Raw genomic sequence first — 21557 nt, 5'->3', positions numbered from 1 at the left:
TGACGTAAATGTAATAGATTCGTCATGACATAAAAAAAGAAAGTCTTACGACTTTCTTTTCTCTATTTTGCTACTGCAACAACTTCTTTATCTTTGTAATGCCCACAGTTTTTGCAAACTCTGTGTGCAAGTTTCATCTCGTGACAATTTGGGCACTCAACTATGCCTGGTGCACTTAATTTAAAAGTTTGTGCTCTTCTTGAATCTCTTCTACCTTTTGAAAACTTTCTTGCTGGATTTCCCACAATAAACACCTCCTTAGTTGTTTGAAAACAAATCTTTAAGCTCAGCTAGTCTTGGATCTATATCTGAATTTTCACAATTACAAGTGCTATTATTCAGATTTGTACCACAAACTTGACATAAACCCTTACAATTCTCTTTACACAACCTTTGTATAGGAAGTGACATTATAATATTGTTTTCAACAATTTCTATCAAATCTAATTTATCATTATTTATAAAGATGAGTTCATCATCCTTATTTTCAGGATCATTAGTTAGCTTTTCCTGTAATTCAAGCTGTAATTTATAGCTAAAATTTTCGAGACATCTAGAACATGTAAGCTGAATTTCCCCACAGATAAATCCATCAAGAGAAATTATATCACCTGGTCTCACCAAAGTTGCCTTAACTCTTATAGGCTCCAATACCTGATAGGTCTCGTAATCATCACTAAATTCTTTTAAATCCAATACTACATCAATATCTTTTTTAGTTGCTTTTTTATCAATTAAATCAGAAATATTTATCATCATATAGTTAGCTCTGAAAAATTATCAATAACTCTTCTCATACATATAGAATATGTATATAATGTGCAAAACACATAGCTTGAGCTAAAGCTGCTATTCCCTCCTCAATATACAGATAGCTAGTTACTAATTAATCCTACTATGTAGAATAACATAATTCATTATATAAATCTACATAATAAATGTCAAGATTTAATTTAATTATACCATAATAAATAGTGGCTGTAATACTCCATCTTATAAACAGAATTCTTGGCATCAGGTGGAGTTTTTGTTTATGACCTCTGATGCTTAGAAGTCGTTATCCAGGGACATATCCACTCTTTACTCCCACTTTGAAGGAAAGCAGAGAACAAAAATCTTTGATTTTCTGTGAATCGCTTTCACAAAGTGCGATGGGAGTATCAGAGTGGGTAGTCATCGGATAAAGTTAGAGATTAACAGTCTCCATTTCCTAGATAACTAGTTTCAAAACTTGAACATAAATAAAATTTTTCAATTAATCTAAAATTCTATTTAGCTGCAATATCTTTTGTATCTCTAGCAATCATAAGTTCCTCATTAGTAGGAATAACTAAAACTTTTACCTTTGAGTCTGCAGCACTTATATCCGCATCATTGCCTATAGTTTCTTCATTCTTTTTCTTATCAATTTTAATACCTAAGAAATCCATATTTTCACATATTCCTTCTCTATTTTCAGGTGAATTTTCGCCAATACCACCAGTAAATACTACAGCATCCACTCCATTCATAGATGCCGCATAAGAACCTATGAATTGTTTTACTTTATAGTGAAAAACATTTAAAGCCAGGATTGCTCTTTCGTCATTTTCCTTTAAACCGGCTTTCTTTATATCTCTCATATCACTGCTTTTACCGTAAATTCCATAAATACCAGATTTCTTATTTAACAAATTATTCACTTCATCACTTGTTAAATTCAATTCTTTTACTAAAAATGTTACTATTGCAGGATCAATATCACCACTTCTTGTTCCCATTGCCACTCCTGCAAGTGGAGTAAATCCCATACTTGTATCTACAGATTTTCCGCCTTCTACAGCAGCTAAACTTGCTCCATTACCAAGATGACATGTAATTATCTTAAGAGCTTTTATATCCTTGTTCAAAAATTCAGCTGTAGCTTTTGAAACATATTTATGTGATGTTCCATGAAAACCATATTTTCTAATACCATATTTAGTATATAGATCATATGGCAGCGGATACATATATGCATAATTTGGTAATGTTTGATGGAAAGCCGTATCGAACACAGCTACCATTGGAGTATTTGGCATTAAATCTTTACATGCATTTATACCAATGATATTAGGTGTATTATGTAATGGTGCTAATTTTATACACTCTTTAATTGATTCCATTACATTTTCATCAATAAGTACGGAGTTTGCATATTTTTCACCGCCATGTACAACTCTATGTCCTACAGCTGATATTTCGGACATATCCTTTATTACTCCATGTTCATTGTCTACCAGTGCATCTAGTACTAATTTTATTGCCTCTTTATGATCATTCATTGGCTGTTCAATTATATATTTTTCGCCATTTACCTTTTGTGTAAGTATAGAGCCCTCTATACCTATTCTTTCCACTAATCCCTTTGCCAATACTTTTTCACCCTGCATATCTATTAATTGATATTTTAAAGATGAACTTCCACAGTTGATTACTAAAACCTTCATAAATTTACCTTCCTTTCATTTAGACATATTGAAAGAAATAGCCTTTCAAGAGCTCGTACATCTTGACCTGCTATTTTCTTTCAAATGTCTTCTATTAATTTATTAAATCCCCTTTTGTGCTTGAACTGCAGTCATTGCTACCACATTAACTATATCATCTGCACTACATCCTCTAGATAAATCATTTATAGGTTTTGCAAAGCCCTGACATATAGGTCCTATTGCCTTTGCCTTTGCAAATCTCTGTACTAATTTATATCCAATATTACCTGTCTGTAGATCAGGGAATACTAAAACATTAGCCTTACCAGCTACACTACTTCCTGGTGCCTTTAACTTAGCTACTTCTTCTTCAATAGCAGCATCTAATTGAAGCTCACCATCAATATCAATATCAGTTCTCATTTCCTTAGCTATTGCAGTTGCTTTTTGTACTTTTTCTACAAGTTCTCCCTTTGCACTTCCCATAGTAGAGAAGGAAAGCATAGCAACCTTTGGATCAAGATTACATAATTTTTTAGCTGTTTCAGCAGTAGTTATGGCAATAGCTGCAAGTTCTTCAGCAGTTGGATTTGGGTTTACTGCGCAATCTGCAAATAAAAGCAATCCACTTTCTCCATACTTACAATCTGGTACCATCATAACAAAAAATCCTGATACAATTTTTACTCCTGGAGCAGTTTTTACAATTTGTAAACCTGGTCTTAAAAGATCTCCAGTAGTATGAATTGCACCAGAAACCATACCATCAACATATCCCATCTTAATTGCCATAGTTGCAAAATATAAAGGATCTCTTACCATTTTTTCAGCTTTTTCTAAAGTCATGCCCTTCTTTTTTCTAAGTTCATAGAATTCTTTTGCGTATCCCTCTGTTAAATCTGAAGTGTTAGGATCTACTATCTCAGCTCCACTAACGTCTATCCCCAATTGCTTTGAACTTTCTGCTATTTTTTCCTTATTCCCAACTAAAACAATGTTTGCTAGTCCATTTTTTAATATTTTATCACATGCCTGTAAATTTCTTTTTTCTTCACCTTCAGCCAAAATAATTCTTTTTTTGTCACCTTTTGCCATTTCCCATATTGATTCCATTATTTCCATATTTCTTTCTCCCTTCCTTATATAGTATATATTTAATTCCTTAAGTTAAACATATACTTGTAACACATACTACTAATATACATCTTTTAATAGAAGAATTTCAATATAAAAAACAAAAAAGCTTATATTCAATATATTGAAAAATTTCTAACAATTTTAATTATTACATAAAATATTAGTAAATATATTGATAAAATTATATCTAAATCCATTAAGTTTTGACAAGATTATGTAAAAATTTTCATTTCCATGTCATGTATTTATCAGGTATAATAGCTACTAATAAGCTATTACATAATAATTAATGAAGGTGATTTTTTGAAAGTTTCGGCAATAGTAGCAGAATACAATCCAATGCATAATGGTCACGTTTTCCATATAAATAAAACAAGAGAAATAACAAATTGTGACGGGCTCATAGGAGTACTTAGCGGAAATTTTGTTCAACGTGGCCAACCTGCGCTGTTAGATAAATGGACTCGTGCAAAATTAGCAGTTTTAAACGGCATAGATTTGGTAATAGAATTACCTGCTATATACAGCATTTCTTCAGCAGAATTCTTTTCCTACGGAGCAATAAGTCTACTAAATAGTTTAAAAATAGTAGATTCATTATGCTTTGGTAGTGAGTCTGGAGATTTAAAATTAATTTACTATCTATCAAATATACTACAAAATCCACCTAGTGAATACTCTCATTTATTAAAAGAATATATTTCCTTAGGATTGCCTTATTTTACTGCTAGAAGTAAGGCCTTATTAAAATTTATATCCAAGGATATAGATATAAATTTCATAAATTCTATAGAAGCTATGCTTTCTAGCTCTAACAATATTTTAGCAATTGAATATTGTAAAAGTTTAATACGATTAAATAGTTCTATTAAAGCTGTTACTATAAAAAGAGAGGGCGATAACTATAACTCACAAAAAATAACCTCTAAATTTCCTAGTGCAACTGCCATAAGAGAAAAAATAGAAAACAAAAGTGAATTAGATATTTTGAATTATTTTTTACCAAAATCAGTTTATCAGGAATTATCATCTCTGTTATATAACAATTATGATTTTACTTTTTTGAAAAATATATTTGAATTTTTAAAGTATAAATGTATTACAGGTCCCAATAATTTAAATAAAATTCCTGATGCCAATGAGGGCCTTAATAATAAAATTTATAAATCAATTATTAATTGCAAAGACTTTGATGAACTCATGACTAATATAAAAAGTAAAAGATACTCTTACACAAGATTAAGCAGAATTTTATGTCAATATTTTATTGGCTTTGAAAATTACCAAACAGAAATTCTAAGAAAATCTCCCTGCCCCTATGCAAGGGTACTTGCTTTTAACAATAGAGGAATAGAAATTTTAAGATATATTAAAAATAATTCAACTATTCCTGTATACCTAAAGCTTCCCAAATACAAGGTTAGCTGTGAATGCTTAAAATTGGATATACTTTCAACTAATGCCTACAGTATTATAAATAAGAATGTAAAACCCTTATCCGATTATTTAAATAGTCCTTTAATAATCAGAAAATAAATAGATATTCAAAATAGTAATAATTATCTCCTTTTTAAATATAAATAAATTAGATTACTTATAAGGAGATTTTTACTTGAATATTATTTTTTATATAATTATTATACTAGTATTTTTTACAACCTTTATTCTAATACACAGCTATACCAAAAATGAAATCATTAGTATATTCACTACTATATTATGCTCTTTCATTATATTTTCTATTATAATAAATCCGGCAAATTGCATTAACAATGCAATCAATGGGGCCAAGCTCTTTGCTTACAAAGTATTTCCAACCATGTTTCCATTTACAATGCTGCTAAATATAATTATAGCTTATGATGGAATTTATATTTATTCAAAAGTCTTTGGTAAGTTGTTATGTAAACCACTAAGGCTTCCAAGCAAATGCAGTATTGTACTGATAATAAGTTTCTTATGCGGATATCCTATGGGCTCTCAGTATTGCTGTGAACTCTTAGAAAAAAAGGATATAGATTTTAATATAGCTTCAAGACTTATTAATATAGCTACAAACTGCAGTCCTTTATTTTTAGTTGGAACTATAGGTGAAAGCATGTTAGGTTCCTCCCACTACGGTTATATTTTATTAATTTCAAGTTATATTTCTTGTTTTATTATGGGTTTACTTATACCTGGTAATACCGCTTTTAAAGAAGCTAAAACTATTGATAAGCATGTTTTTAAAAAGCAAAATATAGGAAATGTACTTAAAAATAGCGTAGAAAATTCTATAACTTCTTCCCTTTTAGTTTTAGGCTTCATAACAATTTTTTCTGTATTACTTGGTATAATAAAAAATACTGCAGTATTTTCTGCAGTAAATCAAAATACAATATTAGGTTCACTTTTACTTGGTTCTATTGAAATGACAAATGGATGTAATTTAGTTTCCACTTCATCCTTAAATATCGAATTAAAATTAATGCTATTTAGCTTCTTTACTTCCTTTGGTGGATTATGTGTTATAGCACAGACTTATGCCTATACAAACCAATATAATTTCCCACTATTCAAATACATATATAGAAAAATATTTCAAGGAATACTTGCTTCCTTCACTACTTTAATTCTATTTAAAATTAGCAATTACGGGATATTTACAATAAATCAAAGTACCCATGTTCCATTTACAAGTTCCAATATTTTAATACCTTTACTAGTTTTAATAGCAGTATTTCCATTTATAGTATATAAAAGTATAAAATTTATTGAATCTTTTTAACCTCTTTAATATTCTCTTTGATTATATCTCTTGTACAATTCACTTTTTTTTGATAATTGACTAAAAATTTCTCCATTTCACTTTTTATATTAGAAAGCGTAACATCATTTATTTCCTTAATTTCTCTGTCAAGGTCTTTCAGCACATTATTTGCATAATCTCTAGAAGCTATTTTAATGTCCTTTGCTGAATTTTGTGCCGAAGTGATTATTTCTTCCGCATTTATTTTTGCTTCTTTAGTTATATCATGTTCTTCAATTTCCTTCATTATATTCTGAGCATTTCTTCGCCTGATGATATCAGCTTCTTTTAGCGCATCACTTAATATTCTGTCCTTTTCATTTATAATCCACTGAGCTTTTTTTAATTCATCAGGAAGAGCTGAAATTATATCATTAATAACTTCACAAACTTCTTTTTTATTAACAACAGCCTTACCTGTCATAGGTAATTTTGTCGAGGTGTCTATAATATCTGACAAATATTCTAAAAGCTTCATAACATTCATATTTATATTCTCCCCTTATTTAGAACTTTGGGATTTCTTTAGTATATCTGATATAATTTCATCTGGAACTAATCCTTTAATACACCCGCCAAACACAGCAACTTGTTTCACCGATGAAGAGCTTAAATAGGAATATTCAGCTCTTGTCATCATAAACACTGTTTCTACATCAGGATCTAATTTGTTATTCATCAGAGCCATTTGAAATTCATATTCAAAATCAGACATAGCCCTAAGTCCCTTTATTATAACTTTTGCTCCTTTTTCTTTCATAAAATCCACAAGTAATCCATTGTAACATTCAATTTTTATATTTTGGTTAAATTTTAAAACTCTTTTTATAAGTTCTAATCTTTCCTCCACAGAAAATAAGCCTTTTTTTTGTGGATTTAAAAGAACTACTACTATAACTTCATCAAATACATTTGCTGCTCTTTTAATTATATCTAGATGTCCATTGGTTATGGGATCAAAACTTCCCGGGTAGACAGCTACCTTCATTTTAGTCCTCCTTATATCTGTAAAAACACACAGTTGTATTACCATACTTTCTAAAATCTATTAAATCTATTTTCCCATTCCCTTGATATATTTCCTCATCGGAATCAATTTTAGTTACAATTAATCCATCTCTATGTAACAAATTTTTATCATCAATAATATCTATAGCTTTTGGAATCATATTTTTCATATAAGGAGGATCTAGAAATATTAAATTAAATATAACACTCTCATCTGATAATTTATATAATGCCTTATAGGAATCCATATTTAAGCATTTACAAATATTCTCAAATTTTAAAGTTTCTACATTTTTCTCTAAAATAGGAAAGGTTATAGGACTTTTATCAACCAAATAGCACTGCTTTGCACCACGACTTGCAGCTTCCAAACCAAGACTTCCTGTACCTGCAAATACATCCAAAACCACAGCATAAGGTACATCATTTTGGATTATGCTAAACATTGACTCCTTTATTCTATCTAAGGTTGGTCTTGTTTCCATGCCTTCAGGTGATAATAATTTTCTTCCCTTTGCAAGACCAGCAATTATTCGCATACTTTTTCCCTCCCTTTACCTTTATCATCTTCAAAAAATAATTAGCTAGTAATTATTTTATTTTGAATTATTCTGTATTAGAATGACCTTCTGACAGCATCCATCGCTATCATCAGAAGCTATCTCTATTTGTGTGATTCAAAATATCTCTCATCTTTATCTTGTTATTTATTTTCAGTTGCCTTTCATTTCCCTAATATTGTAGCATAGAGTATTAATTTATACAAAGTTTTTTGTTTATTTTATAAACTTATTAATAGAATTCATAATTTTTTGTCAGTTAAAACATATATATTTTGAAGTAAGTTCCAGTTTATTTAAAATGTGTTCTTTAATAAATATATCTCTTTTGGCATTGCTTTTAATTAAAATTTTGGCTTCCTTATTAGCTTCTTTTAATATATGAGAATCCTCTATTAGGTTAGATAATATAAGATTATCTTCCCCATGTTGCCTAAAGCCAAATATTTCACCACTTCCTCTAATTTTAAAATCTTCCTCTGCTATGTAAAATCCATCATTGCTATTTTTAAGTATATCCATCCTTTGCTTTACCCTTTTACTTTTAATATCTGCAATTAAAAAACAATAAGACTTATTTTCTCCTCTTCCAACTCTTCCCCTCAATTGATGCAGCTGTGAAAGTCCAAAACGTTCTGCATTTTCGATAATAATCATACTAGCATTGGGGACATTTACACCCACTTCAATAACCGTTGTGGATATCAAAACATCAATCTTACCTTTATTAAACCTAGTCATTATATCTTCCTTATCTTTTGCAGGCATTTTCCCATAAATCATTTCAACTACAAAATTTTCAAAGTGTTTTTTCTTAAGTTCTTCCATTAGGCTATTCACTGAACTTAAGTCCAGTTTTTCATTTTCCTCCACCAGTGGGCAAACTACATATATTTGCCTTTTTTTCTCCAATTCCTTAATAGCAAATCCATATACTTTTTCACTATTCTTTTTATCTGTATAATAGGTATCCACTTTTTGCCTTCCAGGAGGAAGTTCATCAATACTAGAGACGTCTAAATCTCCATACAAATATAATCCCAAAGTTCTAGGTATAGGTGTGGCAGTCATTACTAACACATCTATATTATTTCCTTTATTAAATATTTTACTTCTTTGCATTACACCAAATCTATGCTGCTCATCTGTTACCACCATTCCAAGATTTTCAAATTCTACATTATCCTCCAAAAGTGCATGAGTTCCTATTATCATGTGGATTTTTCCTTCTTTTAAATCATTTTTAATTCTGATTTTATTTTTTTCAGTGATACTGCCTGTTAATAATTCTATATTTATATTAAATTGTGATAAAAGCTTTTCCGCTTCAATATAGTGCTGTTTTGAAAGTATTTCTGTAGGCGCCAGCAAAACTGCCTGGTACCCATTCTTAATTACATTAAACATAGCAATTAATGCTATGATAGTCTTACCAGAGCCTACATCTCCCTGCACTAATCTATTCATAGCTAAAGGTTTTTTTTCATCTATTAAAATTTCCCTTATAACTTTACTTTGAGCCTTTGTAAGAGAATATGGCAATTTATTTTTTAATTCATTAAGTTCTGGTGAAATTTTAAAAGTTACACCTTTTTTACCTTTATTTATATAATCTCTTAGAATTAATACCTTTAAAGAATAGGTAAATAGTTCTTGAAATTTAAGTCTCTTTTTTGCCTCATTTAATTCAATAAAGTTTTTTGGATTATGAATACATCTTATAGCTTTGTCTAGAGAATAAAAACTATATTTTTCTATAACCCAATCTGGTAGATTCTCTTCAATATTAATCTGTGATAATATCCCAGATAGCATCCTTATAAAATATGAACTCTGTAAATTTTCTCTCAAGGAGTAAATTGGAATAAGTTTTCCCAATTGAATATTTTCATCTTTAATAATCTGAGGGACTTCTAAGGTTATTTCTCCCTTAATCTTATTTAATTTTCCCATTAATATATACTGATTATCTATTATAAAGCTTTTGTTAATATATGGCATATTAAACCAGATGCCTCTAAAAATATTAAAGCCGTCTGTAAATATGAGTTTTGAAATTATTTTACCATTTTTACTTCTAAAACTACCTTCATTTTTTAAAAATCTGCAATTGACTATTATCTTCTTTCCCTTATCAGCATCATTTATATTTTTTATGTAGGGTACATTTTCATAGTCCCTTGGAAAGTATAGGAGTAAATCCAACACAGAAAAAATACCACATTTGTTCAGTACAATTTTAATTTTAGGACCAACACCCTTTATACAATCTATATCATTATATACATTCATTAGAAACTCCTATCTTAAAAAATCAAGTTTTGTTGTTTATTTGTAATAAAAAAAGCCCTTAGGCTTTTTTTATTCAACTGAAATTATAAAATAATACAAAGGCTGCTGTCCATTAATATATTGAACATCCAATTCTGGATAGGCTTTTTCTATCCTATTAACTAAATCTTTAACTTCAGTTTCCTCACATTCATATCCGTAATATAATGAGATAAGCTCACTATCTTTATTTACCATTTGTTTTATTAAGCTTTCGCAAATACCACAGCTGTCATTGCCAACTTCCTTAATCTCACCTTCTATTAAACCTAAAATATCTCCTTGCTTAATACATTTACCATTGATCTCTGTATCCCTTACAGCATAAGTTATTGCTCCAGTACCAACCTTTGACATTGCTTTAGTCATGTTATCTATATTTATATTAGTATCTTCATATTCATTGAATTCTGTAACACAAGTTATACCTTGTGGGATAGTTTTTGTAGGTATTACTACGATATTCTTATCGCTAAGTTCAGCAGCTTGAGTGGCAGCCATTATTATGTTCTTATTATTTGGCAATACAAATATGTTTTCTGCATTTAATTTGTTAATAGAACCAAGAATATCCTGTGTACTTGGATTCATTGTCTGGCCGCCTTCAATTACATAGTCCACTCCTAAATCCCTGAATATTTCTATTATTCCTTTACCAGATGCAACGGAAATAAATGCATATTTTTTTAAATCATCATTTTTCTCAACGATTTCATTACTTACAACCTGATTTTCAGCGGGGTATTCAGCCTCTAAAATACGTCTGTGCTGTTCTCTCATATTATCAATTTTTATCTTAGAAAGTTCTCCTAATTTCAATGCTTTAGATAAAATGAGTCCAGGATCATTTGTATGAATATGAATCTTTATAATCTCATCCTCACCTACTACAATCATAGAATCACCATAAGGTGCTAAATCCTTTTTAAAAGCTTCTAGATCTGCCCCTTTGGACTTAATAAAAAATTCAGTACAATATCCAAATTTTATTTGTGATGGATCTATATCCTGCTGATGCATAAAATTTTCTGATATATGTTCCTTTTTTTCCGCTAAAGAAACTTCTATATTGTTATTAAGGGCTTCATACATACCTCTAAGTATTATTAAAAACCCCATTCCACCAGCATCTACTACATTTGCCTTTTTTAATACTGGAAGCATATCAGGAGTTTTATTTAAAACTTCTTCACAATGCTTACAAACCTCCTGCATTAATGCAGTTATGTTTTCCTCTTTACTATTTATTGCCTTTTCTCCTGCTGCTTTAACGATAGTAAGAATAGTTCCCTCTGTAGGTCTCATAACAGCTTTATAAGCGGACTTACAGCCCTCAAGAAGACTATTGGCAAATTCATGACAATTAGCTTCCTCAATGTCACCTAAGCCTATAGCCATACCCCTTAATATTTGAGATAAAATAACTCCTGAATTTCCTCTAGCACCCATTAACGCTCCCTTTGAGAGTTGCTTTGACACCTGAGAAATGGGACAATTTTCTTCTTTGGCTTTAATCTCAGAAACGGCACTTCTAAAGGTCATAGACATATTAGTTCCTGTGTCACCATCCGGCACCGGAAAAACATTCAATGAGTTAACAAATTCTCTCTGTTCTTCTAACTTATTGCATGCATTTGTCATCATATTGTAAAATCTATAGCCGTCTATCTTTAAGTATTCCAATTTTTTACCTCCCTAGACTCTAACACCCTGAACGTTAACTGTTATGCTAGAGACTTTAAGTCCTGTATAATTCTCTACATTGTATTTTATTTTTTGAATTATATTATTTGCTATAACAGAAATTTTTGTACCATATTCTACAATGATATATAGTTCTATATTAATATTATTATCTTTTGAGTTTATTTTTACACCTTTACTTAAATTTTCTCCTTTAATTAGTTCCCAAAAACCATCACTGGCATTTTTTGAAGCCATACCAACAACACCGTAACATTCCATAGTAGAGATACCTACAATATTAGCAAGAACATCAACTGAATAGTTAATGGATCCATTTTCATTGGCTATACCCATCATTCTAACTCCTCCTTATTCTGTACCATATAAATATTCTATATTAAACTTACTAATAATTCAAGAAATTTAATCCAATTGTCTTCAGATTACTTATTTTTTTCTTGCATAATTTGCATTTAGTATGATAAAATAATGTTTGTGTTAATTATGAAGTTTATAGCTTCATTCGAGGAGGTGTTTTTTAATGTCAAGAAAATGTGATATATGTGATAAAGGACTAGTAGCAGGAGTTCAGTACAGTCATTCACATCGTCAATCAAAAAGAACTTGGCTTCCTAATGTAAAGAAAGTTAAAGCAATCGTAAATGGAACACCAAGAACAATACATGTATGTACAAGATGCCTTCGTTCAGGTAAGGTTCAACGTGCTATATAAACAAAGTTCTTAGTATTAGTATTTATGATACTTAGAAATCGTTATCCAGGGACGTAACCACTCTTTACTACCATTTTTAATAAGAAAGATGGTAGTATTAGGGCGGATAGTCATCGGATAAAAATAAGAAATGCAATTGCCTATGCAATTGCATTTCTTATTTTTACCTGGGTATCTGAAAATAAATAACAAGTGAAAGATGCCTTATTTTCTTATAAAAATTCTTATTACTGAAGATAAAAATTTTGGAAGCTTAAAAGCAAAAATTTTCATATAAATCCTCCCTTGGTTAATCATCATGTGAATTATTAATTAAGCACCAGCCTCCGTAGATAAGGCCAGCCCCAACTGCCATAATCCAACCCCAAACTGGAATAATAAAAGTTATTATAATGCCTGCACCAATAGAGGCAACTATTATTCCCCATTTTTTTCTTTTTAGCTTATTATGTTTTCTTGTCAATTTAATTACCTCCATTATTACTCCATTAATATTATATGATGGCTACTGTCGTTTATTTCCTAAAAATAAAAAACTTCTAAGTTTTTTATCTTAGAAGTTTTTATGCTCTGTCATATATATTACAACAATTTATCTTCATAATAAAATAGGTATTTTATTATGAAGATAATTAGTAAGCCAAAGATGCTAGCATACTGACTAGTTATTTATTTGAATATGCCTTATTTAAATATTAGCCGTTATTAATGAAATGTATAGATGTATAGTCTAAATTGTAACCTAATACTTAAATTTTAATCTCTAGCTTTAATAAGTATTAATATTCCACTTTTAAAAGTAATAGAAACTGGAAGATCTAGTAACTCATTAGATACTGTTCTTGGATCTCCAAATTTCAAATCATAATTATAAAGTTCATATTTTGCCCTAAGAATTGATAAATTATTTACTACATGTCCAAAGGCTTGTAATGAAAATAATTCTCCTCTCTTTCCTTTAACCTCAAAGTCTTTATGGTGAAGAGATATTATATTATTTTCATCTATAATATAAGCCTTTATATTATTATTTAAACATTTATGCAATAAACCTAAATTAGCTAAAGTGTGATCTAATCGGCTACCTGTACATCCAAAAAGTAAAACTTCTTGAGGATTAAGTTTAATAGCCTCCTCTATAGCTGCTTCAGTATCAGTAAAATTTTTTTCTGCTGGATAGGAAATTGTTTTACATCCCACTTTCTGAAAATAATTAAGCACATTACTATGTATTGAGTCAAAATCTCCTAGTATAATATTAGGCACTATACTATACTTATACAATGTATTTGCTCCACTATCTGCACTTATAATATAGGTTTCATTATCTAAATAGTTTCTTAAGGTTTGTTCCTCAGGAGGTTTACCTCCAGAAACGATAATTACCTTCATATCAAATGCCTTCTTTTAAAGTTCTTATATTTTTCTCTATTTCATTGTTCCTAAAAACTGCTGAACCTGCTACAATGACATTAGCACCAGCATCTACAACTGCTTTTATATTATCAGCATTTATTCCTCCATCCACTTCAATCATAAGAGATGGATTATATTTGTCAGCAATCTTTTTAAGCTGACTTATTTTATTTAAAGTGTAATTTATAAAACTTTGCCCACCAAAACCAGGATTAACAGACATTATAAGTATCATATCTACTTCTTCTATAATACATTCTAATACTGATATAGGCGTTGCAGGATTTATGGCAATACCAGCTTTTTTACCAAAACTCTTTATATATTTTATTGTTCTATCCAAATGTATATCACTTTCATAGTGAATAGTTATAATATCCGCACCAGCCACAGCAAAATCTTCTATATATCTAGATGGCTCTTCAATCATCAAATGCACATCAAAATTTAATTTTGATATTTTTCGTATAGCTTTAATAATAGGCATACCAAAAGATATATTTGGAACAAATTTTCCGTCCATTACATCAATATGTATCATATCTGCTCCAAATTTTTCTAAAGCAATAACATCTTCTCCAAGCTTTGATAAATCCGCAGATAGTATAGATGGAGATAATTTTATCATTTCCATTCCCTCCTATTTAAAATTTCTTCAAGTGTTTTTAAATAAAATTTGTATCTATTCTCATTTATTTTACCAGCTTCTACAGCTTCTTTTACCGCACATCCTGGTTCCTTATAATGCATGCAAGTGGAAAATTTACATGAATCATAATAATCTTCAAATTCAGGAAAACATCTTTGTAATTCTTCTTTTTTTATAAAACCTATGTCTAAAGAAGAAAAGCCAGGTGAGTCAGCTACATACCCACCCTCTATTTCTAAAAGTTCACAATGCCTTGTAGTATGTTTACCTCTCTTTAATTTTTCACTTATATCTCCTGTTTCCATAGCCAAATGACCTACTACAGAATTTAATATAGTAGATTTACCTACTCCTGAAGGTCCACAAAATACAGTAATATTTTCTTTTAAATGATTTTTAATATTATCTATGCCCTGACCTAATTTTGCATTCAAATAGATTATTTCATAGCCTATACTTTTTACTAATAAAACAGTAGTTTCTATTTCATGTTTATCAGCCAAATCAATTTTATTAAAACATATTACAACTTTTAATTTATTGATTTCACAGAGAACTAAAAATTTATTCAATAAGTCCATATTAAAATCAGGATTACGAACAGCAAATACTATAAAGGCTTGAGTTACATTTGCTATAGATGGTCTTATAAGCATTGAAGTTCTAGTACATATTTCCTTAATAAAACCTTTATTATCCCTGTCCAGCTCTATTACAACATTATCTCCTACTAAGGGGGAAAGTTCATTATGCCTGAACTTTCCCCTTGCCTTACATTCATATATTTCATTAGCTACTTTTACATAATAAAAACCGCCTATACCTTTTACAATTATTCCTTGCATTATGCCTCCCTAAGTTTTAATAGTAACACAATTTTACAAATAATATTTATCTTCTAAAAAAATGTGACTTTCATTTTTTAACTTTTTTGTTTTCATCTGGATTATTTGCAGTTGGATTATTTGCAGTTGAATTATTTGTAACTGTATTGTTTACAGTGTTGTTATCTCCCGTAGAATTAGTATCTTTTGGCGCTGTATATTGATAAACAGTTAAGTTTACCTTATCCCCTGGATTTAATTTAGTCCCCGGTTGTATATCCTGCTCAGCTACAACATTATTCTGATTTTTATCCTGAGTAATCTTGTAAGACACATTAGAAGCTATATTTTCACTATTCAAGTTGGCTATGGCTACATCCTGTGACACTCCCTTTACAGATGGCATTACAGCTGCTGGTGGAGTATATTTATAAACGGCTATAGTTACTTTAGAGCCTTGATTTAACTTAGTTCCTGCTGGTATATCCTGATCTGCTACAATATTATTTTGATTGCTATCCTGAGTCTCCCTGGGTATTACATTTGCTAAAAGGTTTTTATTGCTCAATGCTGCTACTGCCTCATCCTGAGACTTCCCTTTTACAGAAGGTACAACGGATTGTTTTATTCTTGGTCCCATACTTATAACCATACTAATAGCACTACCTTTGTCTACAGTAGTTCCTGCAATAGGATTAATGCTTGTAACTGTATTGACAGGGCTGTCACTATAGTCTTTACTTACATCTCCTACGGTACATCCAGCATTTTGAATTACTTCCTTCGCCTTTTCCAAATCCAATCCTCCCACATCAGGCACAACAGATTGATCAGGACCTGAACTTATAGTCACTCTTATAGAATCTCCCTTATTAACAGCATCTCCCACATTAGGATAACTCGCTATTACAGTCCCCTTAGGCTTATCATTCTTTTCAGTTCCAGCTATGGTAAATTTAAAACCTTCACTTTCCACAAGAGTTTTAGCTTTATCTTGCATCATTCCTATAATATTGGGAACTTTTCCACTTTTCGCTGTAACACTTGCTGCACTTTCACCTAACTTTAAGCCTACCACAACCACTATAATAGCCACTATGGCAATAATTGTAGCCATTATCAAACTTTTTTTATTCTTTAATACTGGACTTACTCTTTTATGTGGGATTTCCTTATCCTGTTTTTCTTCTTCGTTCTCTTTATTTTCTTCTGGAGTATAAGAATTCTTTTTTATTTCATCCTGTAGATTTTCTTTACTTAAATTATTGGTATTTCCCAAAGGAGTAAATTGTGCAGTGTCCTTAATTGGATCCATAACTCTAGTATAATCATCTTTTAGAGTCTGATTATCAAAATTTGAATTATTATTTAATTTATCTAAATCCTCTATAAGCTCTTTGGCATTTTGATATCTAGACACAGGATTTTTTTCCATGCACTTTAATACAAGATTATTTAAATTATTTGGTATGTTAGCATTAATATTCTGTGGAGGTATAACTGGATCTTGAATATGTTTTAAAGCAACAGACACTGGACTTTCAGCATCATAGGGAACTTTTCCTGTAAGCATTTCATATATAACTATACCTAGTGAATATATATCCGTTCTTCCATCAACCACTATTCCCTTAGCCTGCTCTGGAGATAGATAATGAGCTGAACCCATTATTTTATTACTATTAGTAATGGTAACCGAGTCAGATGCTTTAGCTATTCCAAAGTCAGCAACCTTTACAATACCATCTTCCGTAACTAGGATATTGTGTGGTTTTATATCTCTATGTACAATATTGTTTTTATGTGCACAATCAAGAGCTGAAGCAATTTGTCTACTTATATTCACAGCTTTTTTCCAGCTTAAATTCCCCTCTTCAGTAATAATCTGTTTTAAAGTTTTACCTTTAATATATTCTAGCACAATGTAATTTATATTATTTTCAGTTCCCACATCATAAGTATTTACAATATTATTGCTTGATAAGCTAGCGGCAGATGATGCTTCTCTCTTAAACTTTTCTACAAATTCTTTATCACTAGCCAATTCATCTTTTAAAACTTTTACTGCAACAAAACGATTTAAAAGATGACATTTAGCCTTATATACTACTGCTGTTCCGCCTTCACCTATTTTTTCAAGAAGTTCATATCTATTATTCAGTGTAGTCCCTACTAACATTTTCACACTCTCCTTCAAAAATAATAACAGATATATTATCCTTACTGCCCTTCATTTTACTAAGTTCAACCAGTTGATTACAAGCATCTTTATTATTATTTTTTATTATTATATCATATATTTCATGTTTACTTACAACATTTGTCAAGCCATCAGTACACAAAATAACTTTCAAAATGTCCTTTATGTCTATAGAAAATAAATCTACATCCACAGTTATATTGGTTCCCAAAGCTCTAGTTATAATATTTTTATTGGGATGGTTTACTGCTTCTTCCTCTGTAATACTGCCAGAATCAACCAATTGCTGTACTAGTGAATGATCTTTAGTAATCTTAATAATGTCATTTGGTTTTACAATAAAGCAACTGCTATCGCCTACATTGGCAACTAACAACCTATCTTTTATTATTAAACAAGCTGTAATTGTAGTCCCCATGCCTGTCATACTTGAGTTCTCCTGAGACTTATTATAAATATCAATGTTTGCAGACTTAATAGCTTCACATAAAATAGTTTCAGGATCATTAAATTCACTTAAATTGTTTATATACTTAATGGTAGAGTCCACAGCAATCTTACTTGCAATTTCTCCTGCATTATGTCCCCCCATTCCATCTGCAATTATATAAACCTTCTTCAAATCATCTTCATAAGTTCCCACATAATCTTCATTTAGCTTCCTAGACAGGCCTATATCGCTTAAAATACCAACCATTTTAACACCTCTTTTCTATACTCTTTGCATAACTTCTTCTGAGCTGACCACAAGCGGCATTAATATCACTTCCCATTTCTCTTCTTATAGTATTATTAATACCAAAATCATTTAGTATATTACTAAAAATCTTTATATTTTCCTTAGAAGGTTTCTTAAAATTATTTTCTGTAACCGTATTAACCGGTATTAAGTTTACATGACAGAGAATATTTTTTAGCAATTCTCCAAGCTTTCTTGCACTATCTTCATTATCATTTATACCTTTTACAAGAGCATATTCAAAGGTTATTCTCCTATTAGTTTTACTTATATAATAAGTGCATGCCTTAATCAGTTCCTGAATATTGTATTTATTGGCTATAGGCATAATTTTTTTTCTTTCCTCATCACTGGATGCGTGGAGAGATATTGCTAGAGTTATTTGAAGTTTTAAATCTGCTAAATCGTATATTTTTGGAACAATACCACAGGTAGACAAAGTTATATGCCTTTGACCTATGTTTAGGCTATAATCATTATTTATATCATTTATAAACGCAATTACATTTTCATAATTGTCTAAGGGTTCCCCACTTCCCATAAGTACTACATTAGAAATTCTCTTATGAATTATACTTTGAGTTTTAAGTATTTGAGCTGTAATTTCACCAGCTGTTAAATTTCTTATTATGCCGCCAATAGTAGAAGCACAAAATTTACATCCCATTTTACAACCTACCTGGGTAGAAACACAAATTGAATTGCCATAAGTATATTCCATTGCTACACATTCAATTATACTTCCATCTTTGTATCTATACAAAAATTTTTTTGTATTGTTATCCTCTGAGTCATAAACTTCAAGTAATTCTGGAATACCTATGTAAAAAAAAGAATTTAATTTATCTTTTGTAGATTTAGGTATATTGTTCATATTATAAAAATCCCAAACTTCATTATAAATCCAGTTAAATACTTGTTTTGCTCTAAATTCTTTCTCTCCATTTTCCTTCATCCAGTTTTTTAAAGCTGCTAAATCAAAATCTAATATGTTAATCATAACTTCACCTACCCAATTTTCCTCAGTTTACAAATAAAGAAACCATCCATGTACTTATTAGGCATTATAGTTACCCATCCTTCTTTACTATATATTATATTATCATATTTTCCAAAATATAAAGGTTCAATCTTATATACTTTATTATTATTCAAAAACCACTGAATATTTTCTTCATTTTCTTCTGAATTTAAAGTACAAGTTGAATATATCAAATATCCATTGCTTTTAACATATTCTGCTGCATTTATCATAATACTTCTCTGAGTTTTTATTAAGCTTTTTAAATCCTTTAATGACTTATTCCACTTTATTTCTGGCTTTTTCTTTATAATTCCAAGTCCTGAGCAGGGAACATCTATCAAAACTCTATTAGCAATTTCTTTATATTTATCATTATATTTTCTGCTGTCCATCTCACTGCAATTTAAATTCTTTATGCCTAACCTCTTTGCATTTTTTTCTATTAATTTTAGTTTATTTGCATGAAGATCAAAGGCTTTAACTACTCCTGTGTTGTTTAGTATCTCGCAAATATGAGTAGCCTTACCACCAGGGGCACTGCATAAATCAAGAATAGTCATATTATCTTGGATTTCCATGGAAGAAGCTACCAGCATAGCACTTTCATCCTGAACAGTTATAAATCCATCTCTGAACAATTCATTTTGTTCAATGTTTCCACCTTTTATAATGTTAATAGCTTCTTTATTTATGTATCCTTTTTCAACATTAAAGCCACAATCTAAAAGTTTACTGAAAATCTCATGATAACTTCCTTTTAAAGGATTTATTCTCACAGAAATACCTGGCACTTCATTGAGTCCCTCCATTATTGATATACCATTTTCCTTACCATACTGTTTTAAAAATAGGTTTACCATCCAGGGTTCAAAGGAATAATCAAAACAAATTTGATCTATATCATCTTTATCCTTCTCTATAAAATTTATGTTCTTTGATCTAAGGTAATTTCTAAGAACAGCATTTACAAACTTAGAAGGTCCTATTCCCTTTTCTTTTTTTGTCATCTCAACAGCTTCATTCACAGCTGCAAATTCAGGTATTCTATCCAGGTATCTAATTTGATATACAGAGGATCTTAAAATATTCAATATATAAATATCTATACTCCGAAGATCCTTTTTAATAAAATAGGATAAAATTTTATCAATTGTATATTTATATTTTAAAGTGCCATATACTATTTCAGTAGTCAAAGCTTTATCCTTACCTTCTAAATTAGATTTATTTAGCGAACTTCCTAAAAGTATATTTGAATAAGACTTATCCTTAAAAACTCCTGTTAAAACTTTTACTGCTATTTCTCTACTTTTATCCATTACATAACCTCAATTTAATCTCTCCTGCTTATAGCAATAAGTCTAATAAGATTTAATACAGCCATTAAAGCCGCTGCCACATAGGTCATAGCAGCTGCACTTAATACTTCTTTAGCTCCTTTTACTTCCTCACCCATTAGTATTGCCCTACTTTCTAATATATTTACAGCCCTATTTGAAGCATTAAATTCTACTGGTAGTGTTATAAGTTGAAATACCACTACAGCTGCAAAAAGTATAACACCAACTCTAGCTAAAATAGGTATGGAAAATATCATGCCTAGGAAAAATATTATCCAGGATACTCCAGAGCTAAAATTTACAACAGGAACTATAGAATTTCTAATTTCCAGAGGAGCATAATGCTCTTTATGTTGTATAGCATGACCTGATTCGTGAGCCGCAACTCCAATGGCAGAAACAGAATCCCCATGAAATACCTCTGGAGATAATCTCATAACTCGATTTGAAGGATCATAGTGATCTGTAAGCTTACCTGGTATAATCTCAATAGGAATATCTCTTAAACCTGCTGCATCTAAAATCATTCTAGCGACCTCTGATCCTGTATATCCATTTCTATTCCTGATTCTTGTGTATTTTTCAAAGGTTGAACTTACTTTTGCCTGTGCCCAAATGGATATAATTATAGCTGGAATTAATAAAATAAAAGTTCTATCGAAAAACATAATA

22 protein-coding genes are annotated in these 21557 nt (G+C 30.2%); 3 read left to right on the top strand and 19 right to left on the bottom strand.

The window, feature by feature from the left end:
• Positions 1-62 precede the first annotated feature (62 nt).
• From rpmF to pta, 4 genes are all read right to left on the bottom strand, one after another.
• Positions 63-245, bottom strand: coding sequence for a 50S ribosomal protein L32 (gene rpmF / locus CLOPA_RS11670; RefSeq protein WP_003442137.1), 183 nt, complete (start codon positions 243-245; stop codon positions 63-65).
• A 13-nt stretch (positions 246-258) separates the two neighbouring features.
• Complete coding sequence (locus CLOPA_RS11665) at positions 259-759, bottom strand: YceD family protein (RefSeq protein ID WP_015615636.1); 501 nt, start codon at positions 757-759, stop codon at positions 259-261.
• A 509-nt stretch (positions 760-1268) separates the two neighbouring features.
• A complete protein-coding gene (locus CLOPA_RS11660) occupies positions 1269-2468 on the bottom strand; it encodes an acetate kinase (RefSeq protein WP_015615635.1) in 1200 nt (399 codons plus the stop codon).
• A gap of 102 nt (positions 2469-2570) precedes the next feature.
• Positions 2571-3572 carry a phosphate acetyltransferase gene (gene pta, locus CLOPA_RS11655; protein WP_015615634.1) on the bottom strand — a complete coding sequence of 334 codons (1002 nt, stop codon included), beginning with the start codon at positions 3570-3572 and terminating at the stop codon, positions 2571-2573.
• Positions 3573-3890: 318 nt separating this feature from the next.
• Between pta and CLOPA_RS11650 the strand changes: the two genes are divergently transcribed.
• Entirely contained in the window at positions 3891-5123 is a 1233-nt protein-coding gene (locus CLOPA_RS11650) for a nucleotidyltransferase (RefSeq protein WP_015615633.1), read from the top strand.
• Positions 5124-5199: 76 nt separating this feature from the next.
• A complete protein-coding gene (gene ylbJ, locus CLOPA_RS11645; protein WP_015615632.1) occupies positions 5200-6354 on the top strand; it encodes a sporulation integral membrane protein YlbJ in 1155 nt (384 codons plus the stop codon).
• Here the strand turns inward: ylbJ and CLOPA_RS11640 are convergent.
• From CLOPA_RS11640 to CLOPA_RS11615, 6 genes are all read right to left on the bottom strand, one after another.
• A complete protein-coding gene (locus tag CLOPA_RS11640; protein ID WP_015615631.1) occupies positions 6338-6862 on the bottom strand; it encodes a hypothetical protein in 525 nt (174 codons plus the stop codon). The genes ylbJ and CLOPA_RS11640 overlap by 17 nt on opposite strands.
• A 15-nt stretch (positions 6863-6877) precedes the next feature.
• Complete coding sequence (gene coaD, locus CLOPA_RS11635) at positions 6878-7363, bottom strand: pantetheine-phosphate adenylyltransferase (RefSeq protein ID WP_015615630.1); 486 nt, start codon at positions 7361-7363, stop codon at positions 6878-6880.
• A gap of 1 nt (position 7364) precedes the next feature.
• Positions 7365-7922: a 16S rRNA (guanine(966)-N(2))-methyltransferase RsmD gene (rsmD, locus tag CLOPA_RS11630; protein ID WP_015615629.1), complete on the bottom strand. Its 558-nt coding sequence runs from the start codon at positions 7920-7922 to the stop codon at positions 7365-7367.
• Positions 7923-8198: 276 nt separating this feature from the next.
• Entirely contained in the window at positions 8199-10235 is a 2037-nt protein-coding gene (gene recG / locus CLOPA_RS11625; protein ID WP_015615628.1) for an ATP-dependent DNA helicase RecG, read from the bottom strand.
• A 69-nt stretch (positions 10236-10304) separates the two neighbouring features.
• On the bottom strand, positions 10305-11957 hold the full coding sequence (locus CLOPA_RS11620; RefSeq protein ID WP_015615627.1) for a DAK2 domain-containing protein: 1653 nt from the start codon (positions 11955-11957) through the stop codon (positions 10305-10307).
• A 12-nt stretch (positions 11958-11969) separates the two neighbouring features.
• Positions 11970-12317: an Asp23/Gls24 family envelope stress response protein gene (locus CLOPA_RS11615; protein WP_041710871.1), complete on the bottom strand. Its 348-nt coding sequence runs from the start codon at positions 12315-12317 to the stop codon at positions 11970-11972.
• 184 nt (positions 12318-12501) lie between these two features.
• Between CLOPA_RS11615 and rpmB the strand changes: the two genes are divergently transcribed.
• Positions 12502-12693, top strand: a complete 192-nt coding sequence (gene rpmB / locus CLOPA_RS11610; RefSeq protein ID WP_003442111.1) for a 50S ribosomal protein L28 — start codon at positions 12502-12504, stop codon at positions 12691-12693.
• A gap of 289 nt (positions 12694-12982) precedes the next feature.
• On the opposite strand, the gene CLOPA_RS25605 is transcribed toward rpmB, so the two are convergent.
• The 9 genes from CLOPA_RS25605 to CLOPA_RS11570 all read right to left on the bottom strand — a co-directional run bounded on the left by CLOPA_RS25605 (position 12983) and on the right by CLOPA_RS11570 (position 21553).
• Positions 12983-13156 (bottom strand): hypothetical protein, encoded by a 174-nt coding sequence (locus CLOPA_RS25605; protein ID WP_431602554.1) that lies wholly within the window; start codon positions 13154-13156, stop codon positions 12983-12985.
• Between the two features lie 293 nt (positions 13157-13449).
• Entirely contained in the window at positions 13450-14085 is a 636-nt protein-coding gene (locus CLOPA_RS11605) for a thiamine diphosphokinase (RefSeq protein ID WP_015615624.1), read from the bottom strand.
• Between the two features lies 1 nt (position 14086).
• Positions 14087-14737: a ribulose-phosphate 3-epimerase gene (rpe, locus tag CLOPA_RS11600; RefSeq protein WP_015615623.1), complete on the bottom strand. Its 651-nt coding sequence runs from the start codon at positions 14735-14737 to the stop codon at positions 14087-14089.
• On the bottom strand, positions 14734-15603 hold the full coding sequence (gene rsgA, locus CLOPA_RS11595) for a ribosome small subunit-dependent GTPase A (protein WP_015615622.1): 870 nt from the start codon (positions 15601-15603) through the stop codon (positions 14734-14736). Before rsgA ends, rpe begins: the two co-directional genes overlap by 4 nt.
• 70 nt (positions 15604-15673) lie before the next feature.
• Positions 15674-17761: a Stk1 family PASTA domain-containing Ser/Thr kinase gene (gene pknB / locus CLOPA_RS11590; protein ID WP_015615621.1), complete on the bottom strand. Its 2088-nt coding sequence runs from the start codon at positions 17759-17761 to the stop codon at positions 15674-15676.
• On the bottom strand, positions 17736-18479 hold the full coding sequence (locus CLOPA_RS11585; RefSeq protein WP_015615620.1) for a Stp1/IreP family PP2C-type Ser/Thr phosphatase: 744 nt from the start codon (positions 18477-18479) through the stop codon (positions 17736-17738). Before CLOPA_RS11585 ends, pknB begins: the two co-directional genes overlap by 26 nt.
• A gap of 1 nt (position 18480) precedes the next feature.
• Positions 18481-19521, bottom strand: coding sequence for a 23S rRNA (adenine(2503)-C(2))-methyltransferase RlmN (gene rlmN / locus CLOPA_RS11580; RefSeq protein WP_015615619.1), 1041 nt, complete (start codon positions 19519-19521; stop codon positions 18481-18483).
• Positions 19522-19529: 8 nt separating this feature from the next.
• The gene (rsmB, locus tag CLOPA_RS11575; RefSeq protein ID WP_015615618.1) at positions 19530-20864 is read right to left on the bottom strand and encodes a 16S rRNA (cytosine(967)-C(5))-methyltransferase RsmB; all 1335 of its coding nucleotides are present in this window, start codon (positions 20862-20864) and stop codon (positions 19530-19532) included.
• A gap of 14 nt (positions 20865-20878) precedes the next feature.
• Positions 20879-21553: a zinc metallopeptidase gene (locus tag CLOPA_RS11570; RefSeq protein WP_015615617.1), complete on the bottom strand. Its 675-nt coding sequence runs from the start codon at positions 21551-21553 to the stop codon at positions 20879-20881.
• Between the last annotated feature and the right edge of the window lie 4 nt (positions 21554-21557).

Source organism: Clostridium pasteurianum BC1, from assembly GCF_000389635.1.
Lineage (GTDB): Bacteria > Bacillota > Clostridia > Clostridiales > Clostridiaceae > Clostridium_I > Clostridium_I pasteurianum_A.
The sequence above is the reverse complement of the archived record's forward strand: the minus strand, read 5'-3'. Positions and strand labels throughout refer to the sequence as shown.

Coding starts and splice junctions, on each gene's coding strand:
- CLOPA_RS11665 (WP_015615636.1), bottom strand. CDS start 759: ATGATGATAAATATTTCTGATTTAATTGATAAAAAAGCAACTAAAAAA.
- CLOPA_RS11660 (WP_015615635.1), bottom strand. CDS start 2,468: ATGAAGGTTTTAGTAATCAACTGTGGAAGTTCATCTTTAAAATATCAA.
- pta (WP_015615634.1), bottom strand. CDS start 3,572: ATGGAAATAATGGAATCAATATGGGAAATGGCAAAAGGTGACAAAAAA.
- CLOPA_RS11640 (WP_015615631.1), bottom strand. CDS start 6,862: ATGAATGTTATGAAGCTTTTAGAATATTTGTCAGATATTATAGACACC.
- coaD (WP_015615630.1), bottom strand. CDS start 7,363: ATGAAGGTAGCTGTCTACCCGGGAAGTTTTGATCCCATAACCAATGGA.
- rsmD (WP_015615629.1), bottom strand. CDS start 7,922: ATGCGAATAATTGCTGGTCTTGCAAAGGGAAGAAAATTATTATCACCT.
- recG (WP_015615628.1), bottom strand. CDS start 10,235: ATGAATGTATATAATGATATAGATTGTATAAAGGGTGTTGGTCCTAAA.
- CLOPA_RS11615 (WP_041710871.1), bottom strand. CDS start 12,317: ATGATGGGTATAGCCAATGAAAATGGATCCATTAACTATTCAGTTGAT.
- rpmB (WP_003442111.1), top strand. CDS start 12,502: ATGTCAAGAAAATGTGATATATGTGATAAAGGACTAGTAGCAGGAGTT.
- CLOPA_RS11605 (WP_015615624.1), bottom strand. CDS start 14,085: ATGAAGGTAATTATCGTTTCTGGAGGTAAACCTCCTGAGGAACAAACC.
- rpe (WP_015615623.1), bottom strand. CDS start 14,737: ATGATAAAATTATCTCCATCTATACTATCTGCGGATTTATCAAAGCTT.
- rsgA (WP_015615622.1), bottom strand. CDS start 15,603: ATGCAAGGAATAATTGTAAAAGGTATAGGCGGTTTTTATTATGTAAAA.
- pknB (WP_015615621.1), bottom strand. CDS start 17,761: ATGTTAGTAGGGACTACACTGAATAATAGATATGAACTTCTTGAAAAA.
- CLOPA_RS11585 (WP_015615620.1), bottom strand. CDS start 18,479: ATGGTTGGTATTTTAAGCGATATAGGCCTGTCTAGGAAGCTAAATGAA.
- rlmN (WP_015615619.1), bottom strand. CDS start 19,521: ATGATTAACATATTAGATTTTGATTTAGCAGCTTTAAAAAACTGGATG.
- rsmB (WP_015615618.1), bottom strand. CDS start 20,864: ATGGATAAAAGTAGAGAAATAGCAGTAAAAGTTTTAACAGGAGTTTTT.
- CLOPA_RS11570 (WP_015615617.1), bottom strand. CDS start 21,553: ATGTTTTTCGATAGAACTTTTATTTTATTAATTCCAGCTATAATTATA.